Source organism: Sphingosinicella sp. (assembly GCF_041916975.1).
In the GTDB taxonomy this organism is placed as follows: Bacteria; Pseudomonadota; Alphaproteobacteria; order Sphingomonadales; family Sphingomonadaceae; genus Sphingosinicella.
The window spans coordinates 1,429,847-1,454,297 of sequence record NZ_JAYRYK010000001.1 but is presented as its reverse complement, the minus strand read 5'-3'; the positions used below and the strand labels follow the sequence as shown (position 1 = coordinate 1,454,297).

19 protein-coding genes are annotated in these 24,451 nt (G+C 60.4%); 16 read left to right on the top strand and 3 right to left on the bottom strand.

Going from position 1 to position 24,451, the window contains the following annotated elements:
- Positions 1-66 precede the first annotated feature (66 nt).
- On the bottom strand, positions 67-1,905 hold the full coding sequence (locus ACE3TJ_RS06825; RefSeq protein WP_374595157.1) for an amidohydrolase: 1,839 nt from the start codon (positions 1,903-1,905) through the stop codon (positions 67-69).
- A 225-nt stretch (positions 1,906-2,130) separates the two neighbouring features.
- Between ACE3TJ_RS06825 and ACE3TJ_RS06820 the strand changes: the two genes are divergently transcribed.
- The 6 genes from ACE3TJ_RS06820 (at position 2,131) to ACE3TJ_RS06795 (ending at position 15,785) form a co-directional block, all read left to right on the top strand.
- Positions 2,131-3,285 (top strand): C45 family autoproteolytic acyltransferase/hydolase, encoded by a 1,155-nt coding sequence (locus ACE3TJ_RS06820; RefSeq protein ID WP_374595155.1) that lies wholly within the window; start codon positions 2,131-2,133, stop codon positions 3,283-3,285.
- Positions 3,286-3,357: 72 nt separating this feature from the next.
- On the top strand, positions 3,358-5,652 hold the full coding sequence (locus tag ACE3TJ_RS06815; protein WP_374595153.1) for a TonB-dependent receptor: 2,295 nt from the start codon (positions 3,358-3,360) through the stop codon (positions 5,650-5,652).
- 65 nt (positions 5,653-5,717) lie between these two features.
- A complete protein-coding gene (locus ACE3TJ_RS06810; protein WP_374595151.1) occupies positions 5,718-6,836 on the top strand; it encodes a PepSY-associated TM helix domain-containing protein in 1,119 nt (372 codons plus the stop codon).
- A gap of 898 nt (positions 6,837-7,734) precedes the next feature.
- A complete protein-coding gene (locus ACE3TJ_RS06805) occupies positions 7,735-11,322 on the top strand; it encodes a class I SAM-dependent DNA methyltransferase (RefSeq protein ID WP_374595149.1) in 3,588 nt (1,195 codons plus the stop codon).
- Positions 11,323-11,745: 423 nt separating this feature from the next.
- The gene (locus ACE3TJ_RS06800) at positions 11,746-14,217 is read left to right on the top strand and encodes a TonB-dependent receptor (protein WP_374595148.1); all 2,472 of its coding nucleotides are present in this window, start codon (positions 11,746-11,748) and stop codon (positions 14,215-14,217) included.
- Between the two features lie 77 nt (positions 14,218-14,294).
- Positions 14,295-15,785, top strand: a complete 1,491-nt coding sequence (locus ACE3TJ_RS06795) for an MmgE/PrpD family protein (RefSeq protein WP_374595146.1) — start codon at positions 14,295-14,297, stop codon at positions 15,783-15,785.
- A 9-nt stretch (positions 15,786-15,794) separates the two neighbouring features.
- Here ACE3TJ_RS06795 and ACE3TJ_RS06790 read toward each other — a convergent pair whose 3' ends face one another.
- Both ACE3TJ_RS06790 and ACE3TJ_RS06785 read right to left on the bottom strand, forming a co-directional pair.
- Positions 15,795-16,382 (bottom strand): nuclear transport factor 2 family protein, encoded by a 588-nt coding sequence (locus ACE3TJ_RS06790; protein WP_374595144.1) that lies wholly within the window; start codon positions 16,380-16,382, stop codon positions 15,795-15,797.
- Positions 16,379-17,035, bottom strand: coding sequence for a hypothetical protein (locus ACE3TJ_RS06785; protein WP_374595142.1), 657 nt, complete (start codon positions 17,033-17,035; stop codon positions 16,379-16,381). The genes ACE3TJ_RS06790 and ACE3TJ_RS06785 overlap by 4 nt, the downstream gene beginning before the upstream one ends.
- A 213-nt stretch (positions 17,036-17,248) precedes the next feature.
- Here ACE3TJ_RS06785 and ACE3TJ_RS06780 point away from each other — a divergent pair, with 213 nt between their 5' ends.
- The 10 genes from ACE3TJ_RS06780 (at position 17,249) to ACE3TJ_RS06735 (ending at position 24,444) form a co-directional block, all read left to right on the top strand.
- Positions 17,249-17,674, top strand: a complete 426-nt coding sequence (locus tag ACE3TJ_RS06780; protein WP_374595140.1) for a hypothetical protein — start codon at positions 17,249-17,251, stop codon at positions 17,672-17,674.
- A 14-nt stretch (positions 17,675-17,688) separates the two neighbouring features.
- Positions 17,689-18,213 (top strand): hypothetical protein, encoded by a 525-nt coding sequence (locus ACE3TJ_RS06775; protein ID WP_374595138.1) that lies wholly within the window; start codon positions 17,689-17,691, stop codon positions 18,211-18,213.
- A 2-nt stretch (positions 18,214-18,215) separates the two neighbouring features.
- Entirely contained in the window at positions 18,216-18,692 is a 477-nt protein-coding gene (locus tag ACE3TJ_RS06770) for a hypothetical protein (RefSeq protein WP_374595136.1), read from the top strand.
- Complete coding sequence (locus ACE3TJ_RS06765; protein ID WP_374595134.1) at positions 18,692-18,889, top strand: hypothetical protein; 198 nt, start codon at positions 18,692-18,694, stop codon at positions 18,887-18,889. Before ACE3TJ_RS06770 ends, ACE3TJ_RS06765 begins: the two co-directional genes overlap by 1 nt.
- 3 nt (positions 18,890-18,892) lie before the next feature.
- A complete protein-coding gene (locus ACE3TJ_RS06760) occupies positions 18,893-19,189 on the top strand; it encodes a hypothetical protein (protein WP_374595132.1) in 297 nt (98 codons plus the stop codon).
- Positions 19,190-19,333: 144 nt separating this feature from the next.
- Complete coding sequence (locus tag ACE3TJ_RS06755; protein ID WP_374595130.1) at positions 19,334-20,224, top strand: VOC family protein; 891 nt, start codon at positions 19,334-19,336, stop codon at positions 20,222-20,224.
- Between the two features lie 83 nt (positions 20,225-20,307).
- Positions 20,308-21,525 (top strand): hydroxylase, encoded by a 1,218-nt coding sequence (locus tag ACE3TJ_RS06750; protein WP_374595128.1) that lies wholly within the window; start codon positions 20,308-20,310, stop codon positions 21,523-21,525.
- A 20-nt stretch (positions 21,526-21,545) separates the two neighbouring features.
- Positions 21,546-22,553: a cupin domain-containing protein gene (locus ACE3TJ_RS06745; protein ID WP_374595126.1), complete on the top strand. Its 1,008-nt coding sequence runs from the start codon at positions 21,546-21,548 to the stop codon at positions 22,551-22,553.
- A 32-nt stretch (positions 22,554-22,585) separates the two neighbouring features.
- Positions 22,586-23,461, top strand: coding sequence for a fumarylacetoacetate hydrolase family protein (locus ACE3TJ_RS06740; protein ID WP_374595124.1), 876 nt, complete (start codon positions 22,586-22,588; stop codon positions 23,459-23,461).
- Positions 23,458-24,444, top strand: a complete 987-nt coding sequence (locus ACE3TJ_RS06735; protein ID WP_374595122.1) for an ABC transporter substrate-binding protein — start codon at positions 23,458-23,460, stop codon at positions 24,442-24,444. The genes ACE3TJ_RS06740 and ACE3TJ_RS06735 overlap by 4 nt, the downstream gene beginning before the upstream one ends.
- The last annotated feature ends 7 nt before the right edge of the window (positions 24,445-24,451 follow it).

The window sequence follows — 24,451 nt, the reverse complement described above, 5'->3', positions numbered from 1 at the left end:
GGAAACTGTTGAGGTGCGGCGGCGGTTGGTGGCTGGGCAGATGGTGTTGAACCAAATCCCGGTGCGTTAACATGCTGAGGGTTTTCCCTGCGACGCGATCCGATAGATGGTTTCCCCGCCCAATATGGTGCAACGGACACTCGTGGTGAGCAGTCCTGAAATCGGCCGTCTGAAAATGTCTTCAGAAAGGATAACAATATCAGCCAGCTTGCCTGCGGTGAGCGAGCCCTTGGTGTGCTCTTCACGCGCGGCATAGGCTGGATTCACGGTGTAGGCGCGCAGGGCTTCTTCAAGCGTCATTCCCTGCGCCACATCGTTTCTTGGTCCGGCCTGCTCACCCTTGGGCGTGCGCTCAATGGCGTAATAGATATTCTCAAGCGGATTGAAGGGTGTCGGCACTTTGTCGTTGAACCCGCCGGGCCAATCGCTTGCGATGTTGATACGAAAGCCGTTGTCGATCATCGTGCGCCACGCATAGGCGGTCTTGGCCCGCTCCGGCCCCAGCTTCTCCTGAAGGTCGCCGATATCGTTAAAAAACTGTTGGGGCGTGACGTCGGCAATCATGCCCAGTCGTCCGGCGCGTTTGATTTCGCTCATCGCTGGATACCAGGCGTGGATCCAGCGCAGACGGCGATCGCGTGGGCCGTTACGGCGTATGGCCACTTCAAACCAGTTCATGAGCTCGTAATGCGCGCGATCGCCAAGCGCATGGGCCGCAACGTCGAAGCCCAGCGCATCCGCACCGACCACGAGATGCTGGAGGCGCTGAGGGCTCTCCACCCGAAAGGTGTAATCGCCAGCGAAGGCCGCTCTTTCCGGAGGATTGTTACGAAAGGGCGCGTGCATCAGCGATCCGTCGATGAAGAGCTTCACCGCGCCGTAACGGATCATGTCGTCGCCGCTTCCCGGTGTAATGCCGTGCGTCGCGAGTTGATCATAACTTTCGGCAGAAAGAATGGGATACACGCGTACGGTTAGCTCGCCGCGCCTTTGCATATCCTGAAAAAGCGTGACGTCACTATAGCTGCGTTCTACAGCGGAGTGAAACAGCTTGGTCTCGGAGATGGCGGGCACGCGCGCGATGTCGTGGATGCTCGTGATGCCGACGCTGTTGAGTTGTGCGAGCGCCACCCGGGCGCCGATCAGCGTTCTTGCCCGGCTATTTGGCGGCAGCATTGTCGCAACGCGCTGTCCCGCAGCGCCAAAGAGCATTCCATTGAGCGCCCCACGCGCATCCCTCCCGAAGCCACCTGGGAAATCTGGCGTCAGGTTGTTGATGCCGAGAAATGCGAGCCCTTTTGAATTGATGAAGTGAGCACCGTCATATCGCTTCAATAATACGGGATTGTCGGGCGTGGCCGCATCAATCGCGGCGAGGTCGAGCGACGTGGGCGTATACGCCGCACCTGCCATTTTGGCGGCGGCAGCGGCGTTAAGGCCCCATTCTCCACCTGTGATCCAGATATTCTTCGGTAGGAGCGCGGCCTTTTCGCGAAGCGATGCGGCAATATCGGCGTCGCGATCCAGCGAATTGAGGGCGGCGTTGAAGTTCCATAGCGACGCATTTTCAAAATGCGTGTGCGCATCGATAAAGCCGGGCAGAACGGACTTGCGGTTTGCGTCGATCAGTTTTGTGGCAGGACCACGAAGCGCCAGAACTTCGCGCTCAGTGCCGACTAACGCGATTTTTGATCCAGTGATCGCAATCGCCTCTGCATTGGGCTGAGCATCATCGCCGGTCCAGACGCGCGCATTGTAAACGATCAGGGTTGCTGCGAGAGGCCGAGGTTGCTGCGGGCCGCTGCTGGCGGGTGCCGCGCCAAGACAGAGAGCGGCTATCGAACAGAAAAGCGTATGTCTTGCCAGCGCCCTTCCAGCCGAATGCCTTTGTCGCCGCCCACCCATTTTCCGCTCTCCAATGACCTCTTCACAATCGAATCAATTTATGGATTTTTTGAATATAAAGCTCAATAGAATTCTGTTTCTGCATGAGAGAAGGTTCCGCCATAATCAATTAATGCACGAAAAATAGCCAAAAAAAGCCACTCTCCCATCATGTGCGAAAATCAAACTTTTGCTCTTTGAATGCACAAAAACCATGATATAGAGTTCGTCCGAAGGGAAGAAGCAATGCCTGACCGGTGCCGTCTGATCGAAATTGCGGGAAAGCCATATGAGCGTGGGGTTTCCTATGGCACGCAGGCCGCACCCGAAATTCGAATAGGCATCGCCCACTACGCCAAGCAGGTGAATGCGCTATCCCTGTCCGATGCTGAGATCGAGCGCGTGGCGGTGGCGTTCGTTCCGAGGATCGAAGAGTTCGCTCCGCATCATGTGGAGGAAATGCGCGGGGTGGCGCGCGGTGCGGACGTGCCATTCCACCACATTCTACTACTGAATGCACGCACCGAAATCCTGAAACTTGCCACCAACCCCGCACAACGCGCGAAATTGCTGAGTGAGGATGAACCGGATGGTTGCACCGGGATTGTCATCCAGCCGGAGGCGAGTGCAGAGCACCGCCTGATCCACGCGCACAACTGGGATTGGAAAGCGGAAAGCGCGGAATCATCAATCGTTGTGCGTATCCGTAGCGATGACGGACCCGATATTCTGATGTTCACGGAAGCGGGAGCACTTGGCAGGTTCGGATTCAACTCGGTCGGGACAGCGATTACCGCCAATTACCTTGAAAGTGACCGTGATTACCGGACGCTGGGATTTCCGCTCGCCCTGCTGCGGCGCCATGTTCTGGAACATGGGCATTTCGCACAATCCCTGAAATCCGCATATGCAATACCCAAGTCGACTTCCAACAACATGCTTGTTTCCACCGCCAGCGGTGGTCTGGCCTTTGACCTTGAATGTGCGCCGGACGAGTCGTTTCTAGTCGAACCGAAAGACGGCGTTCTGGTTCACGCCAACCACTGGAGAAGCCCGGTGGCTCTCTCCAAATTGACGGAATGCGGCGTCATATCGATGCCGGACAGCCTCTATCGCGACCGCCGCCTGCGTTCGTTGATCGAGCCGTTGATTGGATCAATCTCGGTCGCGCAGCTCAAGAAGATACTTGCGGACAATTGGGAAACGCCTTGGTCGCTTTGCAGGCCGCCGCGTCCATCAGCGTTGCACAATCTCACGGCAACGGTCATTACGCTGGTCATGCAGCCGGAGATCGGCCTGATGGAGGTCTCGCTACTTCCGGCGAACGGCAATCCTTATCACGACTACCGGTTGGAAATGGAGCCGACCGCGCGATTGCATCGGGCCAACTCACCATTTTGACGGGCGCGTGTTGATTGCTGCGGCGTGCTCACGCCGTGAGTCAGGCTTGGATGCATCGGAAATAACGGTGCGATGGCGAGTAAAGACAAATCTGAAAAGAGAAGGGGGATTTCGGTGAATATTAAACAGAAGCATATGTTGATGGCGGCTGTCGCGTGCTGCGGGCCGGTTCAACTCGTTAACCACGCCTGGGCGCAGGAGGCTCCTGCTGCATCTGGAGCAAGACAACAGGTGGATGTTGAGGGCACGACCGAGATCATCATTACCGGTGTCAATTCCCGCCTTTCACCTTCAATAGATACCTTCCCGGGATCGGTTACAGTCATCGGAAGCGAGGAGCTCGCGACTCAGCTTGCCATCTCCACGGACGTTGCCGCAATGCTGGCAACGAAGGTTCCAGGTTTTGCTACGCAATCTTTCTCTTCGTCCGATTTCGGACAAACGATGCGTGGACGCGGCCTATCCTATTACGTGGATGGCATGCCAATCTCCAACCCGCTGCGCGATGGTGGCCGCTCGCTGCGCTCAGTCGCGACGAGCGCAATCGGAGGTGTTGAGGTGATCCGTGGCGCGTCTGCGCTTTATGGCAATGGCGGCAACGGCGGCGCGGTCAACTACATCACCAAGCGCGCGAGCAACGAAAAGGGCTTTTCCGGTCGCACGATGATCTCGGTGAGTGGCTCGTTCGACAATCTGGCGGATAGCCTATCCCCGTTTATCCAGCAGGATATCGAACTGTCCGGTGGCGGATTTGATCTGCTATTGACCGGGTCAGCCGAATTTGTGGGATCCTTCTTCGACGCGCAGGGAGACCGGATCGCGTCCGATCCCACCGGCAATGGCGGCATTACGGATTCCGATATCTACACGATGTACGCCAAGGGTGGATACACGAACGGCGACCACCGGGTCGAGGCCAGCTATATGTTCTACGAGCAGACGCAGAACACGGCCTGGGGCGGGCTGATCCTGGGCGTGCCGCAAGACGACATAAAGACGCGTCCTGCACTCGGTCAGGTCGATCCGCGCGTGGTGGATCAGTATAGCAGAAACCGCATCGGGCAGATCTCCTACATCTTCAGCAATTTCTTCGGTGGCACGGCGCGTGCGCAGGCCTATCACATCAAGAACAGCTCGCTGTTCGGATTCAATGCGAGGCGGGCCGGCGGTACGCAATCGCTGATCGAATCCCGTAAGGCCGGCGCACGCCTTGATTTCAATAATCGGCTTGATGATCTTGGCATCGATGGCTCGCTGTTGTGGGGCGCAGAATATATTCGCGACAAATCGGTTCAGACGGTCAACACCGATCCCGCGCGTGTGTTCGTGCCGGAAATCGACCAGAAGAACTATGCTGGCTATGGCCAGATCGAGCTGCGACCGATCCAGCCGCTGACACTGAATGGCGGTGTACGCTATGACAAGTTTGATATCAGTGTTGCGGATTTCACCGTGCTCGATTCAAGCCCGGAGTTCAATGCGCAGGGTGGCAAGCTGAGCTTTGAATCTGTGGTGGTGAATGCCGGCGCCTCGTTCCAATTGGATCGCGCACTTACTGTCTTCACCAGCTATTCTGAGGGCTTTTCGCTACCCGATATTGGTCTGGCGATCCGCGGTACCCGAGTCGTAGACCCGCTGGTGGCATTGCGTCCCGAGCCGGTGGTGGTGAAGAGCTATGAGATCGGCGTTCGCGGTCAACTGGACTTCCTGAACTATTCGTTTGCCGCGTTCCGCAGTACGTCCAGACTAGGCCAAGGCTTTGCGCCTGATCCGGCCAACCCTTTACTAAGCGTCGTGGTGCGTGCTCCTGAGCGCGTCTGGGGTCTTGAGGGGACAGTCGACGGCAAGCTGTTCGACGACCGGCTGAGCTGGGGTGGTACGTTCACCCTCGTGCGCGGCAAGCGCCAACAGAATATCGACAGTGATCCCGAGCTCGAGTGGGTGCCGCTGCCAAATGATCGCATCCCGCCCGTCAAGGTATCGGGCTATCTGGAATATGAGATCACGCCGGATTTCCCGGTCCGCCTGCAAGCCGTTTATTCGGGTAGGCGCGACGTATTCCCCCGCGACCAGGCTGATGCGCTGGATACCTGCTGCACAACCGCCGGTGGTACCATTCCGGTCGCGCAGCGGCAGATCTGGGAGGGCAGCGCGAGCAACTTCGCGCGGGTCAAGCCTTTCGTGACGATGGATCTGCTTGCCAGCCATCCGATCGGGGGCGGGAAATTTTCGGTTGCTATCACTAACCTGCTCGACAAGTTCTACTTTCCCACAGCGAACCAGTTCACGCGCCATATCAGCCGTGCGCAGCGTTTCGTTCCAGCGCCGGGGCGTGCCTTCCGGATTGCCTACACGTTTGAATATTAGCGTCACTTGTGGGCGGCGCATTACCGCCGCCCACACCGCCCACCGACCGACGTCAGGCATCTTCGATGCAAGCTAGTACACGCTTCACCATGTTACGGTTGCACCGTTGGATCGGCTTGGTGACGGCGCTACTGCTGTTCATTCAGGGCATGACTGGTGCACTGCTTGTTTTCCGTGATGAGATTGAGGGTGTGCTACACCCAGAGATTGTCCTGGAAACAACAGGTAGCCGAGTGCCTGCACAGTTTCTCGCCGATCTAGCGGAAGAGATGCGCGTCGGCGCGCGTGTGGACCGGCTGACCTTCGGTCGGTCGTCGAACCGTGCCTCTATGGCGCGGCTCAAAGACCCAGCCGGTGGATCTTTTTATGTCGCGCTGGATCCTTATCAGGGAACGGTACTGCGCAACGGTGATATCACGGCATGGCCGATGGAGTTACTGTTCGCCTTTCATCATGAATTGTTCAGTGGAAAAGTTGGAACCATTATCATTGGCGTGGAGGCCATCCTACTCATCTGGCTTATCGGATTTGGACTTCTCGCCTGGTGGCCCGGCACTCGACGCCTGCGCCAGGGGTTTCGATTGGCTCGCGGTACCCCAGACCGCCTAGTCCGTAGCCTTCATCGAACAGTCGGAGGGTTACTGGCCGTGCTGCTGCTGGTTTCCGCGGCAACCGGGATCATGCTTGTTTTCAAGACGTCGATCGGTGACATGATCGGTGCTGTCGCCAAGCCCGCGCCAAAAGTAGCGGCACGCCAAGGCGAACCGCTTCTATCGCTCGATCGGGCAGTGGCTTTAGCAAGGGCGCGGGTTGGGAATGCGGCTTTGGTTGAATTGCGCCTGACCGGAAATCATAGGCAGTTGCTAACGATATTGTTCGACGACACGCGTGTGTTGCGGGGTAACGCGGTAGATCAGGTTTTTGTCGACCGTTATTCCGGGGCTATCGTCGGGCGTCACCATCCCGCGCGTCTTCCAACGCCTAATACGATCCTCGACTGGGCCTACACCGTTCATACTGGGGAAGCGTTGGGGCTTTTGGGGCGGCTGTTCGCCTTGGCGTCTGGCATTGTGCTTCTGCTATTCTCCGTAAGCGGCTTTTGGTTATGGCTGTCGCGAACCCGGCAAGCGCGCGCCAAGTGTAACGCGAAATCGACCCAACGTGCTGTCGGGCCTATCGGATAGGCGAATTCACAGATCTGCCTGCGTTGCCTATCGACATGATATAGAGTTTGCATACTTGACGCTGTACTCAGGATGGTGCGTGGCTGCGCACGCAAGTGGCTTGATGCCCCCCTGATTTGGTGGACACAGGTTCAGGCTATGTGTCGTTCCGCCTGTTCTGGGGTTAGAAGCTGCGCGGGAGCCGCAGATACGCGCAAGTACTTCGCAAGCAGAATGAAACAGCCAGGGCCGGTGTCAACCGTACCCGCGTCGTTTTCCGCCCGTTGTGAATGCCCCCGAGTTCAGCTCTAACCCGCAATTGTCGTCGGTCTAGCCCCATATAACCCGGCATCTGCACCTCGATCCGTCCAAATGGGCGCCAGACCCCAACAACGACCCCGTCCCCTCATAAACGGAGCGCCTTGTCGCTGAACCTGACGTGCGCCCCGACAGCGTCATATACGTCACAGAAACCTCTTTTTTGTTTCTGAGTATGGCGAGGGCGGAATGGCCGAATCGTGAGCTTCCCTGGGACAGAAACACACGGACGGTAAAATAGTGCCGGGAAGGGTCGAACACATACGGTTCCGCACCCGAAGCATTGCGAATCAGATACGGAGCGTCAGGCTGTTACTATGAAAGCACCCTCGAGAAGGCTGGCATCCATAGCTGGCAATGTACGGATACCGGCCTTCTTGAGGCTCCACAAGTTCTCAAACCATTGCAGACGTCTCAAAAACAGGCATGAGTTGGGCCATCCAATCGGGCCACGGAAATTTTTCTTGGAATTTCGCCCAATATTTCAAAGTGCTATACTTTACTATCGAGTCCTTTCCTGGCACCAGCAATCCGCAGAAGATCGCCAGCCTGGCTTCGGCCGGGGCTGGTCAGCCTCCCGATCGCTGATTAACGTCTCCGCATGGGGTTAGGGGAAGTCATCATCGAGCGCCTGGAAAAGCTGGTCAGGGACGTGAAGCCGTCCGGCGGCTCGGAAATGTCGAATTATCAGCTTTTCGTCGAACGGCTGACGGGTGCGCTGGGCCTTCCGCAGCCCGAGTTCGCGCGCGAGGAGACGCGGTTCAACGATTATGTGTTCGAGCGGAATGTCACCTTCCGCCACCCGAACGGCACGAGTTCGACAGGCCGCATCGACTGCTACAAGCGCGGGTGCTTCATTCTTGAAGCGAAGCAGTCGGCCAAGCGGCAACAGGCGCTGGAGACGGAGCAGCTCGCGCTCGCGGGGCTGGAAACGGCGCAGAAGCTTGGGCACGCCAAGCGCGGCACCAAGAGCTGGGACAAGGTGATGATCGCCGCGCGGCGGCAGGCTGAGGATTATGCCCGCGCGCTCCCGGTGGATCACGGCTACCCGCCCTTCCTGCTGATCGTCGATGTCGGCAACGTCATCGAGGTCTATGCTGACTTTTCCGGGCTCGGGAAGAACTACGATCACTTCCCGGATCGGCACAGCTATCGCCTGTCGATGGACGACCTGCTGCACGACGAGGTGCAGCAGCGGCTGGCGGCGATCTGGACCGATCCGCAATCGCTGAACCCCACGCGTAAATCGGCGGAGGTGACGCGCGACATCGCCCTGCGGCTGGCAAAAATCGCCAAGCGGCTGGAGACGCGGTACGCGCCGGTCGATATCGCCGAATTCCTGATGCGCTGCCTGTTCACGATGTTCGCCGAGGACGTCGGGCCGGAGACCGAGGCGCAGCGATTGATCCCCGATCGCGGCTTCGAGAAGCTGCTCCACCAGATGATCGACACGCCCGAGCATTTCGCGCCGGCGCTGGAGAGCCTTTGGCGCGTGATGGACAGCGGCGGTTATGCACCGCACCTCAATGCTTCGATCAAGCGATTCAACGGATCGCTGTTCAAAAGCTCGCGCGCCCTGAAGCTGGACCAGGACGACATCATCGAATTGCACAACGCCGCGAAGCGGCGGTGGGGCGACGTCGAACCCGCAATCTTCGGCACCCTGCTGGAAAGCGCGCTCGATCCGGCCGAGCGTTCGCAGCTTGGCGCGCATTATACGCCGCGCCCGTATGTCGAGCGGTTGGTGATCCCGACGATCATGGAGCCGCTGCGCGCCGATTGGGAGGAAGCGAAGGCCCGCGTCGAAGACCTGCGGCGACAGGGCCACCATCAGCAGGCATTGCAGGCCGTGCGTGATTTCCACCATAGGCTCTGCACGATCCGCGTGCTTGACCCGGCCTGCGGCACCGGCAATTTCCTGTATGTCAGCCTCGAACTCATGAAGCGGCTCGAGGGCGAGGTGCTGGACGCGCTCGATGCGCTCGGGGAAAATGAATCGAAACTGCTGCTGGATGGCGAGACGGTCAGCCCGCGACAGTTCTTCGGGCTTGAACTGAACCCGCGCGCGGTGCCCATCGCCGATCTGGTGCTGTGGATCGGCTTTCTGAAATGGCAGCTGAAGACGGTCGATGCGAAGGACATTCCCGAGCCGATCCTGAATGCCTATGGAACGATCCGCCATCAGGACGCGCTGATCGCCTACGACAGCAAGGAACTGGCGCGCGACGCGCAGGGTGATCTGATCACGGTCTGGGATGGGATCACGAAGAAGCTGCATCCGATCACCGGCGAGGCGGTGCCGGACGAGACCGCGCGCAGGGAAACGTATCGCTACGTGAAGCCGCGCCGGGCAGACTGGCCCAATGCCGAATTCATCGTCGGCAACCCGCCTTTCATCGGCGGCAAGGACATGCGCGCGGAGCTGGGCGACGGCTATGCCGAGGCCTGCTGGAAGGTGCGGCCCGATGTGCCCGGCGGCGCCGATTTCGTGATGCATTTCTGGGATGAAGCGGCGCGGCACCTGACGGCGAAGCCCGCCGGGAAGAGCGCGGCGAATCCGCTGCGCCGGTTCGGCTTCATCACCACCAATTCGATCACGCAGACGTTCAGCCGCCGCGTGGTGGAGCGGTGGATGAACGCGAAGGAGTCGCTGAGCCTGGTTTACGCGGTGCCCGACCACCCGTGGATGAAATCGGCGGACAAGGCGGCGGTGCGGATCGCGATGACCGTCGCGCAGGCTGGGAGCCATGAGGGCGTGCTGGCGCAGGTGGTGCGCGAGGCGGAATTGAATACCGATACGCCCAAGGTGGAATTGGAGAGGGCCGAGGGGAAGGTCACGTCGCAGCTGCGGATTGGGGCGGACCTGTCGAAGGCTGGGCCTTTGCTGGCCAACGAACTGTTGGCGAGTCCGGGCGTCAAACTGCATGGCGCAGGCTTCATCGTGACGCCGAGAGAAGCGTCGGCGCTGGGGCTAGGCACTGTCCCCGGACTTGAGGCGCACATTCTGCATTACCGGCATGGGCGCGATTTGGCGCAGCGGCCGCGCGGGGTAATGGTAATCGACTTGTATGGGCTCACCGCCGAGCAGGTACGAGATCGGTTCCCAGCGGTGTATCAATGGGTGGTCGACAGGGTAAAGCCCGAGCGCGACCAAAACCGGGAAGCCTTCAGGCGTGAGAATTGGTGGATCTTTGGACGCCGCCATACGGAGCTTCGTACATTTTTAAAGGGAATCCCTCGCTTCGTAGCCACGGTTGAAACTTCGAAACACCAATTTTTTCAGTTTCTCGCAACTGATATTCGCCCGGACAACATGCTAATCGCTATTGGGACCGGCCAAGCGGAGCACTTGGCCGTTTTATCATCCCGACTGCATGTGCATTGGGCGCTCGGAATTGGCGGAACGCTGGAAGATCGTCCTCGCTATAACAAGACGAAGTGCTTCGACCAGTTTCCCTTTCCTACTCATGCGTCTCCCCGCCTCACCGAACTCGGCGAACGCCTCGACGTCTTCCGCAAGGAACGCCTCGCCGCGCATGACTTCCTGACCATGACCGGGCTCTACAATGCGCTGGAGCGGATACGCGAACTGGATGCGGGGATCGGCGATCCGCTGACCCCGGCGGAGCGCGACGTTTATGACGCCGGGCAGATCGCGATCCTGAAGGAACTGCATGACGAGATCGACCGCGAGGTCTTCGCCGCCTATGGCTGGAGCGACCTCGGCGCCCGGCTGATCGGCAAGCCCGGCGGCACGACGCCGAGCCCGCACAAGAGTGCGGATCAGGAAGCGGCGGAGGAGGAACTGCTCGTGCGTCTGGTCGCGCTCAACCAGGCGCGTGCGGCCGAGGAAGCGCAGGGCACCGTCCACTGGCTGCGCCCCGATTTCCAGAAACCGCGCCTTGCCGCCAAGGTGAAGGGCGGCACGCAGATCGAGGCGGACATGGGCGAAGTTGCGGTCGCGCAGGAGATGAAATGGCCCGCCGACGGGCTCGACCAGATCCGATCGGTGCGCGACCTGCTGGCGAAGGCGGCCGCGCCGATCGCCGTCCCTGCGCTGGCGGCGGCGTTCAGCGGACGCAACACGCCGAAACGCCGCGAGCGCGTCGAGCAGGTGCTCGAAACGCTCGTTGCAACCGGCGCCGCGCGGCGGGACGACGCCACGAACGGATATTATCTGCCGAGATGACCGAGGCGCGGAGCGGGCGTCCGCCTGGACAGGTTCCAACGCGCCTTTCCGCCCCCGGCGCGCTCATTCCGGGCAAGCTCTGACGGAGCGCATTGCGATCTGACGACCGCATCGGAAGCTATCGCCGCGCTGAGGCCCGTCAGCACGCTCTCGATATACGCCGCCGCGCAGCTTCGGATCTGGCGATGTCCAGACTACGGACAGTTCGTGAAAAGCGCCGTCATTTGGCCAGCTGATGCGTTGACGCGCGAACATCCCGAACATATGCATACAGCAGTTTCTAGATTTTCCATTCAATTAAATTGTGAGACACCGGCCTCAGGGTCTTTCAGTGGCAATGATACTGGATCGCGGGAAAATTAAATAATAAAATCAAATATATAAATAGTTCCAGGATGATATAAAATATACGTGGGGAGGTTGATGATGAAGCTTGCAGTGAAACGTCTTGCTCGAATTGGGGTCAGCAGCGGGGCGGTTGCTCTTGCGATCGCCAGTTCCGCCGCGCACGCCGGACAAAATGATGAACAGGATGGTGCGACCATCGCCGAGATCGTCGTTACCGCTCAGCGATCCGAAACGAAACTGCAGGACACGCCGCTGTCGATCGTGGCCGTTGGCGGCGCCGAACTCGAGCGCCAGGGCACGGACAGTCTGAGCGGATTCGACACCTTCATTCCCAACGTCACGATCGGCGGCACCGCCGCGCAGGGGAATGCGATCATCAACGTTGCGATCCGCGGGATCGGTGGCGCCCCGCAAGGGTTCATCACGCAGGAAGGTGCGGTCGGCATCTATGTCGACGACATTCTGTTCGCGCGTCCGAACGGCGCGTTGCTCGATCTTCTGGATGTGGAGCGGGTCGAAGTGCTTCGCGGTCCACAGGGCACATTGTTCGGCCGCAACACCGCAGGCGGCGCGATCCGCTATGTGACCAAGCAGCCGAAGGACGTATTGGAAGGCTCGATCAAGGTTGTTGCCGGCCAGCGCGACCGTTTCGACATTTCCGGTATGCTGAACATACCGCTTTCGGAAACGCTGGCGTCGCGCTTCTCGTTCGCGAAGAAAAGCCGCGACGGCTACATCCACCGCATCATCGACGACACATATGTCGGCGGCGGCGATTCCACCACCATGCGCGGCCAGGTCAGCTGGAAGCCGACGAACCGCCTGGACATTGGCGTTTCGGCTGACCTGATCCGGACCAGCGATAACGGCCAGCCTTCGCTGTCGGTCGATTTCTCGCCCACCGACCTTTATCCCGCCGCGCTCTACGGTGTCAGCATTCCGGGCGATCCGCCGCCCAACCCTGCCGCGTACAATTCGCTGCGCGCTATCGCGCCGCTGTCGGTTTCGCCTTCGGGCTACACGAATGCCGCATCGGATTTCGGCTTCTACTATGGCCAGGTACAGGGCAACCGCGAGATCTATGGCGGGCTGGTGCCTGATGTGAACAAGTTCAAGAGCTACGGCCTGACCGGCACGATCGCGTATGAACTCACCGATGATCTGACGGTGAAATCGCTCACCGGTTATCGCGACATTTCGCAGATTCAGAATCAGGATTGGGATCGTACGCCGATACCGCTGGTTCAGCTGAACGACACGACCGACATCGAGTATTTCACGCAGGAACTGCAGCTGAACGGTTCGTTCTTCGACAACCGGCTCACCTGGGTTGCAGGTGCGTTCTATTATTGGGACGATTCGATCAATGTCCGCCGACGGTTCGATCCCTCAGCGGGCGCGAACAGCGCCTTCATGGGGGATGTCGGAAAAGGCAGTTTCGAGAGCAAGCACATCAAGACCGAAAGCGTTGCGCTTTTCACGCAAGGCACGCTGAGCGTGACGGATGCGCTCAGCGTGACCGCCGGCGCGCGCTGGGGTGAAGACAAGAAGACGTTCACCTCGTTCCGCGAAGGGCGCGGGCAGGTCTGCCTCGCCGGCGGCGCCGAAGTGGCGGCCGTGGGCACGCCCGCGAGTTGCCCGCCTGGCTCTGTCTCGACGCCGTCCGCACAGACGGTGAAGGGCAAGTGGTCGAGTGTTTCGCCGCGCGTCAGCCTGGATTACCGGTGGTCGCCCGAAATCATGACCTATGTCTCCGCGGCGAAGGGCTACAAGGGCGGCGGTTTCAACGACGGGATCCAGACCCGTTGCTATCGCTCGCCGCTGCCGGACTGCGGCCTCAATGAGTACAAGCCGGAAAACCTCTGGACGTATGAAGTGGGTATGCGCTCCGATCTGTTCGATCGGCGTGTCCGCCTGAACCTCACCGCGTTCCTGACCAAGTACAAGGATCAGCAGATTCAGCTGGCCGACCCCGGTCCGCCGCCGCTGGTCTATACCGTGAACGGGGACTCGACCGTGAAGGGCTTCGAGGGTGAACTCCTCGCCAGCCCGATCGAAGACTTGGTGCTGAAGGCGAGCCTTGGCTACGTCGATGCCGGTTATGACGAGGATATTCGCGGCGCGAGCGGCGCGGTCGCGGTCACCCCCGCAGTGCCGTTCTATCGCAGCCCGAAGTGGTCCTATACCCTGGGCGCAAGCTACAAGGTGCCGGTCGGTGAAACAGGCGATGTGGCGTTCGATCTCAACTGGGGCTGGAAGGGCAAGCAGCTCAGCTATCCCAGCCCGACGAACTTCGTGAAGTTGCCGTCCTACGGGCTGTTGAATGGCCGCGTCGCATTCGAAGCGGAGGCGGGCTGGTCGATTGCCGTCTTCGGCAACAACCTGACCAACAAATATTATCTGACCGGCGGGTTTGACCCGAGCGGGCCTTCTTCCAAGCCGACGCCAGGCCTTACGGGCGTGGCGCATGACCGGGTGTTCGGGTTCACGATGCTCGATGTCGGGCGACCGCGCGAACTGGGTGTGGAGCTGAGCTACAAGTTCTGATCAATCAAACCCGAATACGAGACGGGCGGGACTTTTTTACGAAGTCTCGCCCTTTTTCGTACCTGCCGGAGAGCACTATGCTGGATCGCCGTATGTTCATGGGTTCGCTCCTGTCGAGCGGTGCCCTGGCAACCGGGGTGGCACACGCGGCCACGGACAGAGGACCGCCTGGCGACACGGCACAGGATGACGCCATCGTTCCGCTCGCCGAGCATATGCTGCAGACGCGTTTCGATGAGCTTCCAGGCCATGCACTGGATACGACCCGCGCGCAGTTGCTCGATACGGTCGGCGCCGCGCTGGCGGGCCGCAAGGAAAGCGGCGTACGGGAGTTGCTGGAGCTGGCGGAAACGATCGGCGGCAAGGGTGAAAGCATTGCGTGGGGCAGTGGACTGCGCCTGCCCAGTCATGATGCCGCGCGCATCAACGCCGTGATGGTGCACGCGCTGGAATATGACGACACGTTCGGTCCGGGGTTTCTGCACCCCTCCGCGATTATTTTCCCCGCCGCGTTGGCGGTGGCTGACATGATCGGAAATGTTAGCGGCAAGGAACTGCTGGCCGCGGCGACCTTGGCGAATGACGTGGCATGCCGCGTTTCAATCGCGGGTCAACCCGGCGTCGACGGTTTTGCGATCGGCTGGCACAACACGACATTGATCGGCTATCTTTCATCCGCACTGGTGGCGGGGAGGCTGATGCGGCTGAACCGGGACCAACTGATCCACGCCGCGGGGATTGCCTGCCATCAGGCGGCGGGCAATGCGCAGTCGCACATCGATGGAGCGCTGACCAAGCGCATGGGGCCGGGCTTTGCATCCGCTGCCGGGCTCATGGCGGCGCGGCTTGCTGCTCGAGGCGTGACCGGTCCGCGCGGGGTTCTTGAAGGCGCGAAGGGCTGGTTCAGCCAGTATCACAAGGGTAACTATTCCCGTGCGCTGTTGCTGGATGGACTCGGGGCCGATTTCCCCGGCGCGGCGATGTCGTTCAAGCCTTGGCCATCTTGCCGGGGCTCGCACACGTCTGCCGATGCGGCGTTGCAGATCGCTGCCGCGCTGGGGCCGCGCACAGCAGGAATCAAACGCATCGTGATCCGGAATGGCCCCGCCGAATGGAGCTTCCTGAGTGCTCCGATCGCACGCAAACGGCAGCCGGCGACGACGGTTGAGGCGCAGTTCAGCATTCCCTGGGTCGTTGCGGCGGCACTCACTGATGGCAAGGTCGGCATTGCGCACTTCACGCCGGAGGCCCTGACGCGTCCGGATGTGCGGGCGATGGCCGACCGCGTTGAAACCGTTGAGGACCGTAACTTAGCCAATCCCGCTGGCGGGCCGGGCCAGGCGGTGGTCGAGGTAACGACCGACGACGGCAGGATGGTGCGCCGCCATGTCGCTGCCGCAAAGGGCGATCCGCACGTACCGATGAGTTCCACCGAAGTTACGAAGAAGTTCGACGATTGCCTGGACTATGGGGGCATTGATCCCACACGGCGAGGACGGCTGCGCGGGTTAGTGGACGGGGTGGAAGGCCTTGGCGATGTCGCGCAGTTGACTGCTGCCATGGCCTGAGTCCGCCGTTCAGGATGGTGGTGCGTCTTCCCAAGGAAGCGGCTTTTTCCACGGCAGTTTCGTTCGGTCCCATGGGGAGATGCTGAAACGACGGAATTGCCAGCCGCCGTGCCCTTTCACGCATTCGCATGCGAAATAGCCGAGGCTGCGCACGCCGCGCGTCGCCTTGGCCGAATTGCCGTTGAAATGGGTGGCATAGGCATAGACCAGATAGTTCTCGCCGGATCTGATGAAGCGGAACTGCCCCGCTTCGTGCATCCAGATATCGTCGCCCTCACGCTCGCGCATGGCGATCAGGTAGCGGAACCAGTCGAGAATCTCAGGCTTGTCCTGGTACCGCGTGCTTTTTCCCACGACCAAGGCATCGTCTGTGAACAGTGCCAGGAACTCTTCTTCGTCGGTGCAGTCGTAAGACCACAGGTAGCGGCTGAACAAATCCTCGATCGCGATACGATCCTCAAGCCTCGGCGCGCTTTCGCCATGCCGGGGTTTTGCATCCGACGAGGCCGGGACAAGGGCAGCCGTAGCAGCTGCGCTGAGGCTGCGGAGAGCCAGTTCACGCCGGCTGACGATTGTTTGCTTCGACGATCCCTTCACGAGCGGCCTTCTCGGTTAAAGCGTTGCAGTCCGAGCATTACAGCGAACGATAGCAGCGGCGGTAGCCAGTCACGCGGCGGCAGGCGGCGGTCGGGCGCGCCCATGAACCACGATGCGGCCATCACGATCGCCATGAAACCCAGGAAGAAAAGCCAGATCGGTAGCGCACCGTTGCCGGGCGCCGCGGCGGCTGAGGGCGAGGGCGCGCTCTCCGGCGCCTCCCAGAGCCAGCGCGGCTGGTTGTGCATGTTCAGCATCGATCGGTAATAGGCACCGTAGCCGAGCAGGACCATGCCGTTGATCACCAGTTCCTGGATACCCGTGTAATAGTGCCGGGCGGCCAACGAACCTTCCACGACGATGTTGAGGTAGGCGATCATGATCGTGATGGGCAGCTCCATCACGGCGGCGAGTGGCGTAAAGCGGTTGGAGAACACGAGGAGGCCGAGGGCGAATTCGATGTATTTGACCAGCGGATACAGGCCGACCTTGTCCAGTTCGACCATGAAATGGCCGACTGGGGAGGCGGGGTTATGGAAAGCGGAGGGCACCCAGCCGAAAAAGATATAGGCTCCGCCCGAGTAGAGCAGGTGGCTGGCGAAGAGTATCCGGAAGAACGTGACAAACTGCCACTGGAACGTTGTCGAGCGCACGGCTCCCTCCCCATCTTGATTGCGCTTGAGGGTGGACAATGAACCGGTCTCGGCAAAGCGGAATGGCTGCGGCGTCCGACTTTCGGACATGAGCGGGCACGGCCATTTATCGCCGGTTCGTATTGATGCTACGCAGTGCCATAATAAAGGATCACATGGTTCATGCCCGCACGGAGCATGGGCAATGATGACCGAGAATGGGGAGGACGGGAAATGATAACAGCGAGCCGGAGCAGCCTGAAGCTGTTGTCGATCGGGATCGGCCTCCTGTTCACCGTCGCCGTCTACTACACCATGCACTACAACCCGCGCTGGGACTGGACCGCGCCCGGGGTCGGCAAGCTGCCGCAGCAGATCGTCCGCGACTTCATGGATGAAACCTATGCCAGGGGGCAGGGCGCAGCGGCGCACGGAAGCTATTTTGCGAAGGACGCGGTCGACAACGTGGCGGCCCCGCAGGACCGCGCCCCGGTGGCCCATGAAGTGCGCGAAATCATCGCGCAGGGCATGACCGTTGCCGTGGTGCACCGCATGATGCCCGTGCACGGCGAACCGGCCGTGGACGCGATCGATGTGTTCCAGATCAAGGACGGCAGGATCATCCGCCGGGACCGTTATCTGACAACGTTCGCGCAGTAGGCTGGAGGGTCAAAGTGGATCAGGAAGACGGCCGCATTTCTTGCCAGACCGCATCGGGCGACCGGGTGCAGATCTCGCTCACCGCCGGGACGCTCTTTTGGGCGGCGATCACGCTCATGCGCCTGTTCCTTGGCGCATGGATGCTCAACAGCGGGTACAGTTACTGGGCGCAGGAATTTGGCCTGCCGCCCGCATTTCCGCAGCCATTTGGCACTTTGCCGGCCTCCAACCAATTGCTGGTCACGATGGTTGAAGTAGGTCTGTTCGATTTTGTGAAGACAGTCGAAATCATTGGCGGCCTCTGCCTGATCCTCGGCGTGTTTGTGCCCGCCGCAACCCTGCTGCTGCTGCCGGTCTCGGCGGTGGTGTTCTATAACGCCGTGTTTCTCAATCTGCGCACGGACCGGCTGTTCGACCCGACCTATATGGGCGTTTCATGCCTCTACATGAACGTCATCATCGCACTGGCTTACGTGCGTTACTACCTGCCGATGCTCTCACTGCGCTCGGCACCCGGCGACGGTTTTAGGGGAGAATGAACGTGGCCCAGAACAAGACGATGTTTTACATCATAACGTGGATCCGCTTTTTCTTCGGTGCGCATCTGCTGTTTTCCGGAGGGCGCTATATCTTGACCGGCTATGTTCCCGAAATTCCGGGGATCGGCGGGGAGTGGGCCGCAGCCAATGCGGCGCTCGGCCTGTATCAGGCGGTCAAGTACATGGAATTCATATTCGGCATCATGTTGCTGACGAACCGTTTTGTCCTGCTTGCGCTGATTCTGGAAATGCCGGCCACGATCAATATTTTCTGGTTGAATACCTTCATTGTCGCCACGCCGCGCCAGTTGTTCACCGGACCGCAGGAACTGTTCCTGAACGGCGTGCTGCTGCTGGCGTACAGCGGTTACCTGGGGGCAGCGCTCAAGCCGCGGTTGGAACCGTTGTGGCTGTGGAATTCCAGCCGTGCCTACAAGGAAAACTACGCGGAGAAGATCCGCGAGGAAGGGGGACTGTAATGCGCAAACCCGAAGTCGCCGTAATCGTCGCATGCGTGGCGCTCAGCCTCGCTGTGTTCATCGGTTCAACCGGGCTGGGTTATGCGGTTTACCGGCCGCTGCGATACTACGACATCTTCTCGCTGGTCATCGCCTGGGCCGGGCTGGCGTTCCATCTATGGCGCGGAGCGAAATCGCCTGGAAGAGAAAGGCGGTAGGCAATGAAGATCGTTTTGTCATCGGCCGCCCTGGCGTTGCTGCTCGCCGGCTGCAAGGAAGGCGACCTGCCACCGGAAAACCGCTGCGCGATGTACTGGGACTATTATTATAATGCCGGCCTCGGCAAGGCCCCGGCCGAACGGCAAACGGCCGCCGGGGTCGAGTTCGATGATATCCGCGCGATCATCAAGGCGGACCCGTCGACCACGACCAAAGTCTGTCAAAAGATTCTGAACGATGCGTTCCCCGGCGATCCGGCGCTTGAGGGCGTGACCGGCCCGATTCCGGCAGCGGGCTGAACCGCCAGCTTCAACATCCTGTTTCGCGCAATCCCCTGCCGACGCGGCTGAACGCTGCACGGCAAAGACAGATGTGCCGAATTCAATTTTTCATTTTCTAGAATTCAAAATCTAGAGTAGTCTTTATTCAGGGAGGAAACAAAGATGATTCGGTCGATGGCTTATCTTGGGCTGAACACTCCCGCCGTGACCGAATGGCGGACCTTCGGGTCCGATATCCTTGGACTTCATGCGATCGACGACGGCGCGGACGGTGCGGCCCGGTTCCGCATGGACGACGCGGATTGCCGCCTTTGGGTTCACCCCGGCATCCATAACGATATCGCCTACATCGGCTGGAGCCTCTCCGATGAACGCGAAGCGCTGGAGTTGAAAGCGGTGATCGAGGCTGGGGGGGCGAAGCTGCACAGGGCCGATGCGGATGAAGCGGCGGCGCGGCGGGTCAGGGGCTATTACTGGTTCACCGACCCGATGGGCTTCCGCCACGAACTCAGCTGGGGCCAGTACGTGTCTCCGGGCACGTTCGTTCCGGGAAGGCCGATGAGCGGCTTTCGTACCGGCGATCAGGGTATGGGGCACATCGTTCTGCTGGTGCCGGATCTGCGCGCGGCGGACCTGTTCTATCGCGAAGTCATGGGATTCAACGCGTCGGACTGCATCATGGACGGCACGCGGGAATTGCTGTTCTATCACTGCAACGGGCGCCACCATTCGCTGGCCATCGGCAGTCCGGCGCCCGGCATGCGCGGGGCGCATCACCTGATGCTGGAAGTCAATTCCCTGCACGATGTGGGGATCGCGGTGGATCGCTGCGTCGAGACAGATGTACCGGTCAGCAAGTCGATCGGCTGCCATACCAACGACAGGATGGTGTCGGCCTATCTCTATTCACCTTCGGTCCTGCGGATCGAATACGGGTACGGCGGCATCGCCATAGACGATCTGTGGGAACCGAAAACCTACTCTCGCACATCGCTCTGGGGACACAAGGAACTGCGCCCCGACCTGCCGCCTGCAATGATTGTCGGAAATTGAAGCCGCCGGTTCCGGGAAAATCCCAGTGAATCCGAAGACCTGAAAACAGCCGGATATCGGCATTGAATCAAGAGGACGGGAAAATGCAGGGTTCGAAAGCCGCCGTAGCGGAAGAGACTGGAATCATCACCATTGCAGACGTGCGGGGCCGGATCGAGGCGGCGATGCCGGTCCTCGTCGAGGAGTCCGTGGCGTGCGACGATCTTGGCAAGCTGACGCCCAAGACCCACGAAATCCTGCGAGACAGCGGGATCATCCGTATCTTCCAGCCGCGCAGATACGGCGGGCTGGAAGGTGATCCGGTAGAATTCGCGCGGCTGATCATGGACCTTGCGGCAAATGCGCCGTCGGCCGGCTGGGTAGGCGGCGTCGTCGGGCTGCACTCGTTCGAATTCGCGCAGACGGATCCGCGTTTGCAGGAGGAGGTCTGGGGCAAGGATGTCGATACATGGACCGCCTCGCCTTATGCCATGCTGGGTCAGGCGCGCCGTGTGGAAGGCGGCTGGCAATTGACCGGACGCTGGCCGTTTTCCTCCGGCACCGATTATTGCGAATGGGCTGTCGTGGGCGGTCTCGCGGAGACCGAGGCGGGTTCGGGCGCGTTCACCGAACCGCATCATTTCATCATGCCGCGCAGCAGCTATGTGATCCACGAAGACAGCTGGGACACGATGGGCCTGCGCGGGACGGGTTCAAAGGACATCGAAGCGAAAGACGTCTTCGTGCCCGATTACCGCGCTATCAACGTCCAGAAACTCAACAACCGGGACTACCATCGCGCCAATCAACCTCATTCAGCTCTCTATGAGGTGCCGTTCGACTATCTCTTCCCGGGTGTGATTTCTGCATCAACCATCGGGATCGCCGAAGGCGTGGTTCGTCGTTATCAGGAGTATGCGGAAGGCCGGGTCAACCGCGGTGGAATAAAGTCGATCGATAACCCCTTCCAGATGGCGGCGCTCGGCTCTGCTCTGGCGGATATCGCGGCTTCGCGCCTGCACCTGCTCGACGGGCTGAAACAAGCCTACGACATTGCCCTGTCGGGCGGTACGGTTCCGAACGCGATGCAGCATGAGGCTCGCCGCAACCAGGTCCGTGCGGTGCGCCGCGCGGCAGAGGCGGCGCACAAGGTGTTCGCCAATGTCGGCGGAAACGTAGCCCGCATATCGAGTCCGATCCAGCGCTTCTATCGCGATATGTCGGTTGCGATGTGTCACGCCTGCAACGTGGACGAGCCGGTCTATGCCGCGCAGGCTGCCTATATGTTTGGCAAGCCCGTGCCGCGGGGTGTGATCGTCTGAACCTTGCGGGAGGATGCCGTATGGCGTCGAATGAAATCGATGGGCAGGTTCTTGAACAGTGGCGCGCCCATAATCTCGCGCCGCTTTGGCTGAGCCCGACTGCCCACAGGCCGCCGGCGCCTCCGCAGGAGGCGCACCTGTGGGAATGGTCGAAGACCCGTCCTCTTCTGGAGAAGGCCTTCAGTGCGACGTCGCCCGACGTGGTCGAGCGGCGGGTGCTGCAATACCTGACGCCGTATTCGAAATCGCCGGAGGACGAATACACGGTCGGCACGATGCTGGCCTGCGTGCAGTGTTTGCTGCCGGGCGAAACGGCGCGGCCTCACCGGCATTCGATGGGGGCACTCCGCTTCGTTCTGGAAGGCAGCGGCGCGACCACGCTGGTCAATGGCAAGCCGTGCCCGATGGAATACGGCGATCTGATTCTGACGCCCGCATGGTGCTGGCACGAGCATCGCCATGAAGGCGATGCGCCGGTGCTTTGGCTCGATGCGTTGGACGTGCCGCTGCACAGCTATCTGGGTACGGGCCGGTTCCAGCCGCCGCCAGTGACAGATATGCCGGCCGTCGTGCCGGATGGCGCACTTTCGGCGGTGGGTTTCCTGCCCGCGAGCGCGCTGCCGGAAGCAAACCACTCGCCGGTGTTCCGCTATCCCTATCTTGAGGCAAAAAAGGCACTGGCGAGTACGCCGTGCGCAGCCGACGGGTCGCGTACCATCCGCTATTCCAATCCGACGACGGGCGGCCAGGCACAGGCGCTGCTCGATTGCACCATGATGGCGCTGGAGCAGGGCAGGGAGACCGCGCGTTCTCGCAGCAACGCCAGCGCCGCCTGTGTCGTGGTCGCCGGCTCTGGTCGTTCGACGATCGGCGATAAGGTGATCGCGTGGCAGGAAAGGGACTTCTTCACCATCCCGCAGGGCAATGTCGCCAGCCACGTGGCGACCAGTGCTGAAGCCCACCTGTTCATCCTGTCCGACCGCGACGTGATGCGCCGTCTGGGCATCCTCGATGAAGAAACAGTCTGAGAAATGAAACGGCGCGCGCGATGAGAATTGCAGTGTATGATGATGGTAAGCTGGGTCTTGTCCAGGACGACAAGGTCTACGACGTCAGTGCGGCACTGTCCGTTCTGCCTGCCGCCCAGAAGCCGTGGATGGGAGGGCGAGGCGATCCTCTGATCAGCCATCTCGAACTGTTGAGGCCCGCAATTCTCGCAGCCTTGCCAGGAGCATCGGCCAAGGCGGTTGCCGATGCCCGCTTCCTTTCGCCGGTGCAGCGCCCGTCCAAGATCATCGGCGTTCCAGTGAACTATCACGAGCACGTCGTCGAAGCGGAATCCGATGTCGCGACCTTTTCGGATCGGTTCCGCGGCAGCATCGAACAGCAGGGCTTTTTCCTGAAGGCGGTCAGTGCGCTCGTCGGCCCGGGGGAGGGCATTACGCTGCGCTTTCCCGACCGTCGCAATGATCACGAGATGGAACTGGGCGTGGTGATCGGGCGGAAGGTCAGCAATATCGGGGCAGAGGAAGCGCTGCCGGTCATCGCAGGCTATGCCATTGCGCTCGACATGGTGGTGCGCGGGCCGGAAGACCGCAGCCTGCGCAAGTCGGGTGACAGCTATGCGGTACTTGGTCCCTGGCTGGTCACGGCGGACGAAGTGGCCGATCCCCAGGCGCTCGATTTCTCGCTTCACGTCAATGGCGATCTGCGTCAGGCATCGAACACGTCGCGGATGATCATGCCCATCGCAGAGCAGATCGCTTATGCCTCGCGGTTCTATACGCTCTATCCGGGCGACATCATCATGACCGGCACCTGTGAAGGCGTCGGGCCGGTTACGCCCGGCGACACCATCACCTGCGGCATCGCCGGTATCGCCGACATGACGGTCGCTATCCATTCTGCTTATGACGACGCAAGGAATGTGCGGTGAGCAAGTTGCAGCTTTCGGTGGCGGTGGGGAACTATGATCGCTGCCGTCCCCTGTTCGACGGAGATGTGCAGATCGACGGCGTCGATCCGGTCTTCATGCAATTGTCGCCGGAAGAGATATTCTTCCGCGCCTTTCGCCACGCCGAATTCGATATCTGCGAACTGTCGCTGTCATCGTCGACCGTAAAGACCGCGAATGGAACATTACCCTATGTCGGCGTGCCGGCCTTCCTGTCGCGGATGTTCCGCCATTCCGCATTCTATGTGCGCAAGGACCGGATCAAGCGGCCGGAGGATTTGAAGGGTAAGAAGGTCGGTTTGCCGGAGTACCAGTTGACCGCGATGGTGTGGATACGCGCGTTCCTCGAGCAGGACTATGGTGTCTCGCCGGAGGATATCACCTGGGTACGGGGCGGGATTTCCGATGCGGATCGGCCGGAAAAGATCAAGCTCGACCTGCCGCCATCGATCCGCCTGATCGACGCGCCGGAAGGCAAGACGATCTCGGCCCTGCTCGCGGATGGCGAGATCGACGGTTACATCGCCCCGCGCGCTCCTGATATTTCCGGAGATAGGGCGAACGTCGGCTGGCTGTTCGACGATCCGATGCTGGAGGCGATTTCCTATTACAAGCGGCGGCAAATCTTCCCGATCATGCATATCGTGGGGGTGCGCCGCAGCATAGCCGATGCTCATCCGTGGCTGCCCGGCGCGGTAATGAAGGCATTCTCGGAGGCTAAAGACCTTTGTCTCGAGCGGCTGCGGGAAACGTCAGCCTGCAAGATCACGATGCCGTTCGTTGATGAACGTCTGCACGCCGACATGGCCTTGATGGGGGAAGATTTCTGGACGTACGGAATCGAAAAGAACCGTCACGTGCTAGAGCACTTCTTCGCCCAGCATCATCGGCAGGGGCTGTCATCCAGGCTGGTCACACCGGAGGATATGTTCCACCCGGCGACCTTCGAACAGTTCACGATCTGATCGGCTC

Excerpts from the sequence above, each read along its gene's own strand:
- ACE3TJ_RS06815 (WP_374595153.1), top strand. The coding sequence starts at position 3,358 with ATGGCGAGTAAAGACAAATCTGAAAAGAGAAGGGGGATTTCGGTGAAT.
- ACE3TJ_RS06755 (WP_374595130.1), top strand. The coding sequence starts at position 19,334 with ATGATTCGGTCGATGGCTTATCTTGGGCTGAACACTCCCGCCGTGACC.
- ACE3TJ_RS06825 (WP_374595157.1), bottom strand. The coding sequence starts at position 1,905 with ATGGGTGGGCGGCGACAAAGGCATTCGGCTGGAAGGGCGCTGGCAAGA.
- ACE3TJ_RS06805 (WP_374595149.1), top strand. The coding sequence starts at position 7,735 with ATGGGGTTAGGGGAAGTCATCATCGAGCGCCTGGAAAAGCTGGTCAGG.
- ACE3TJ_RS06760 (WP_374595132.1), top strand. The coding sequence starts at position 18,893 with ATGAAGATCGTTTTGTCATCGGCCGCCCTGGCGTTGCTGCTCGCCGGC.
- ACE3TJ_RS06800 (WP_374595148.1), top strand. The coding sequence starts at position 11,746 with ATGATGAAGCTTGCAGTGAAACGTCTTGCTCGAATTGGGGTCAGCAGC.
- ACE3TJ_RS06745 (WP_374595126.1), top strand. The coding sequence starts at position 21,546 with ATGGCGTCGAATGAAATCGATGGGCAGGTTCTTGAACAGTGGCGCGCC.
- ACE3TJ_RS06780 (WP_374595140.1), top strand. The coding sequence starts at position 17,249 with ATGATAACAGCGAGCCGGAGCAGCCTGAAGCTGTTGTCGATCGGGATC.
- ACE3TJ_RS06810 (WP_374595151.1), top strand. The coding sequence starts at position 5,718 with ATGCAAGCTAGTACACGCTTCACCATGTTACGGTTGCACCGTTGGATC.
- ACE3TJ_RS06820 (WP_374595155.1), top strand. The coding sequence starts at position 2,131 with ATGCCTGACCGGTGCCGTCTGATCGAAATTGCGGGAAAGCCATATGAG.
- ACE3TJ_RS06750 (WP_374595128.1), top strand. The coding sequence starts at position 20,308 with ATGCAGGGTTCGAAAGCCGCCGTAGCGGAAGAGACTGGAATCATCACC.
- ACE3TJ_RS06765 (WP_374595134.1), top strand. The coding sequence starts at position 18,692 with ATGCGCAAACCCGAAGTCGCCGTAATCGTCGCATGCGTGGCGCTCAGC.
- ACE3TJ_RS06795 (WP_374595146.1), top strand. The coding sequence starts at position 14,295 with ATGCTGGATCGCCGTATGTTCATGGGTTCGCTCCTGTCGAGCGGTGCC.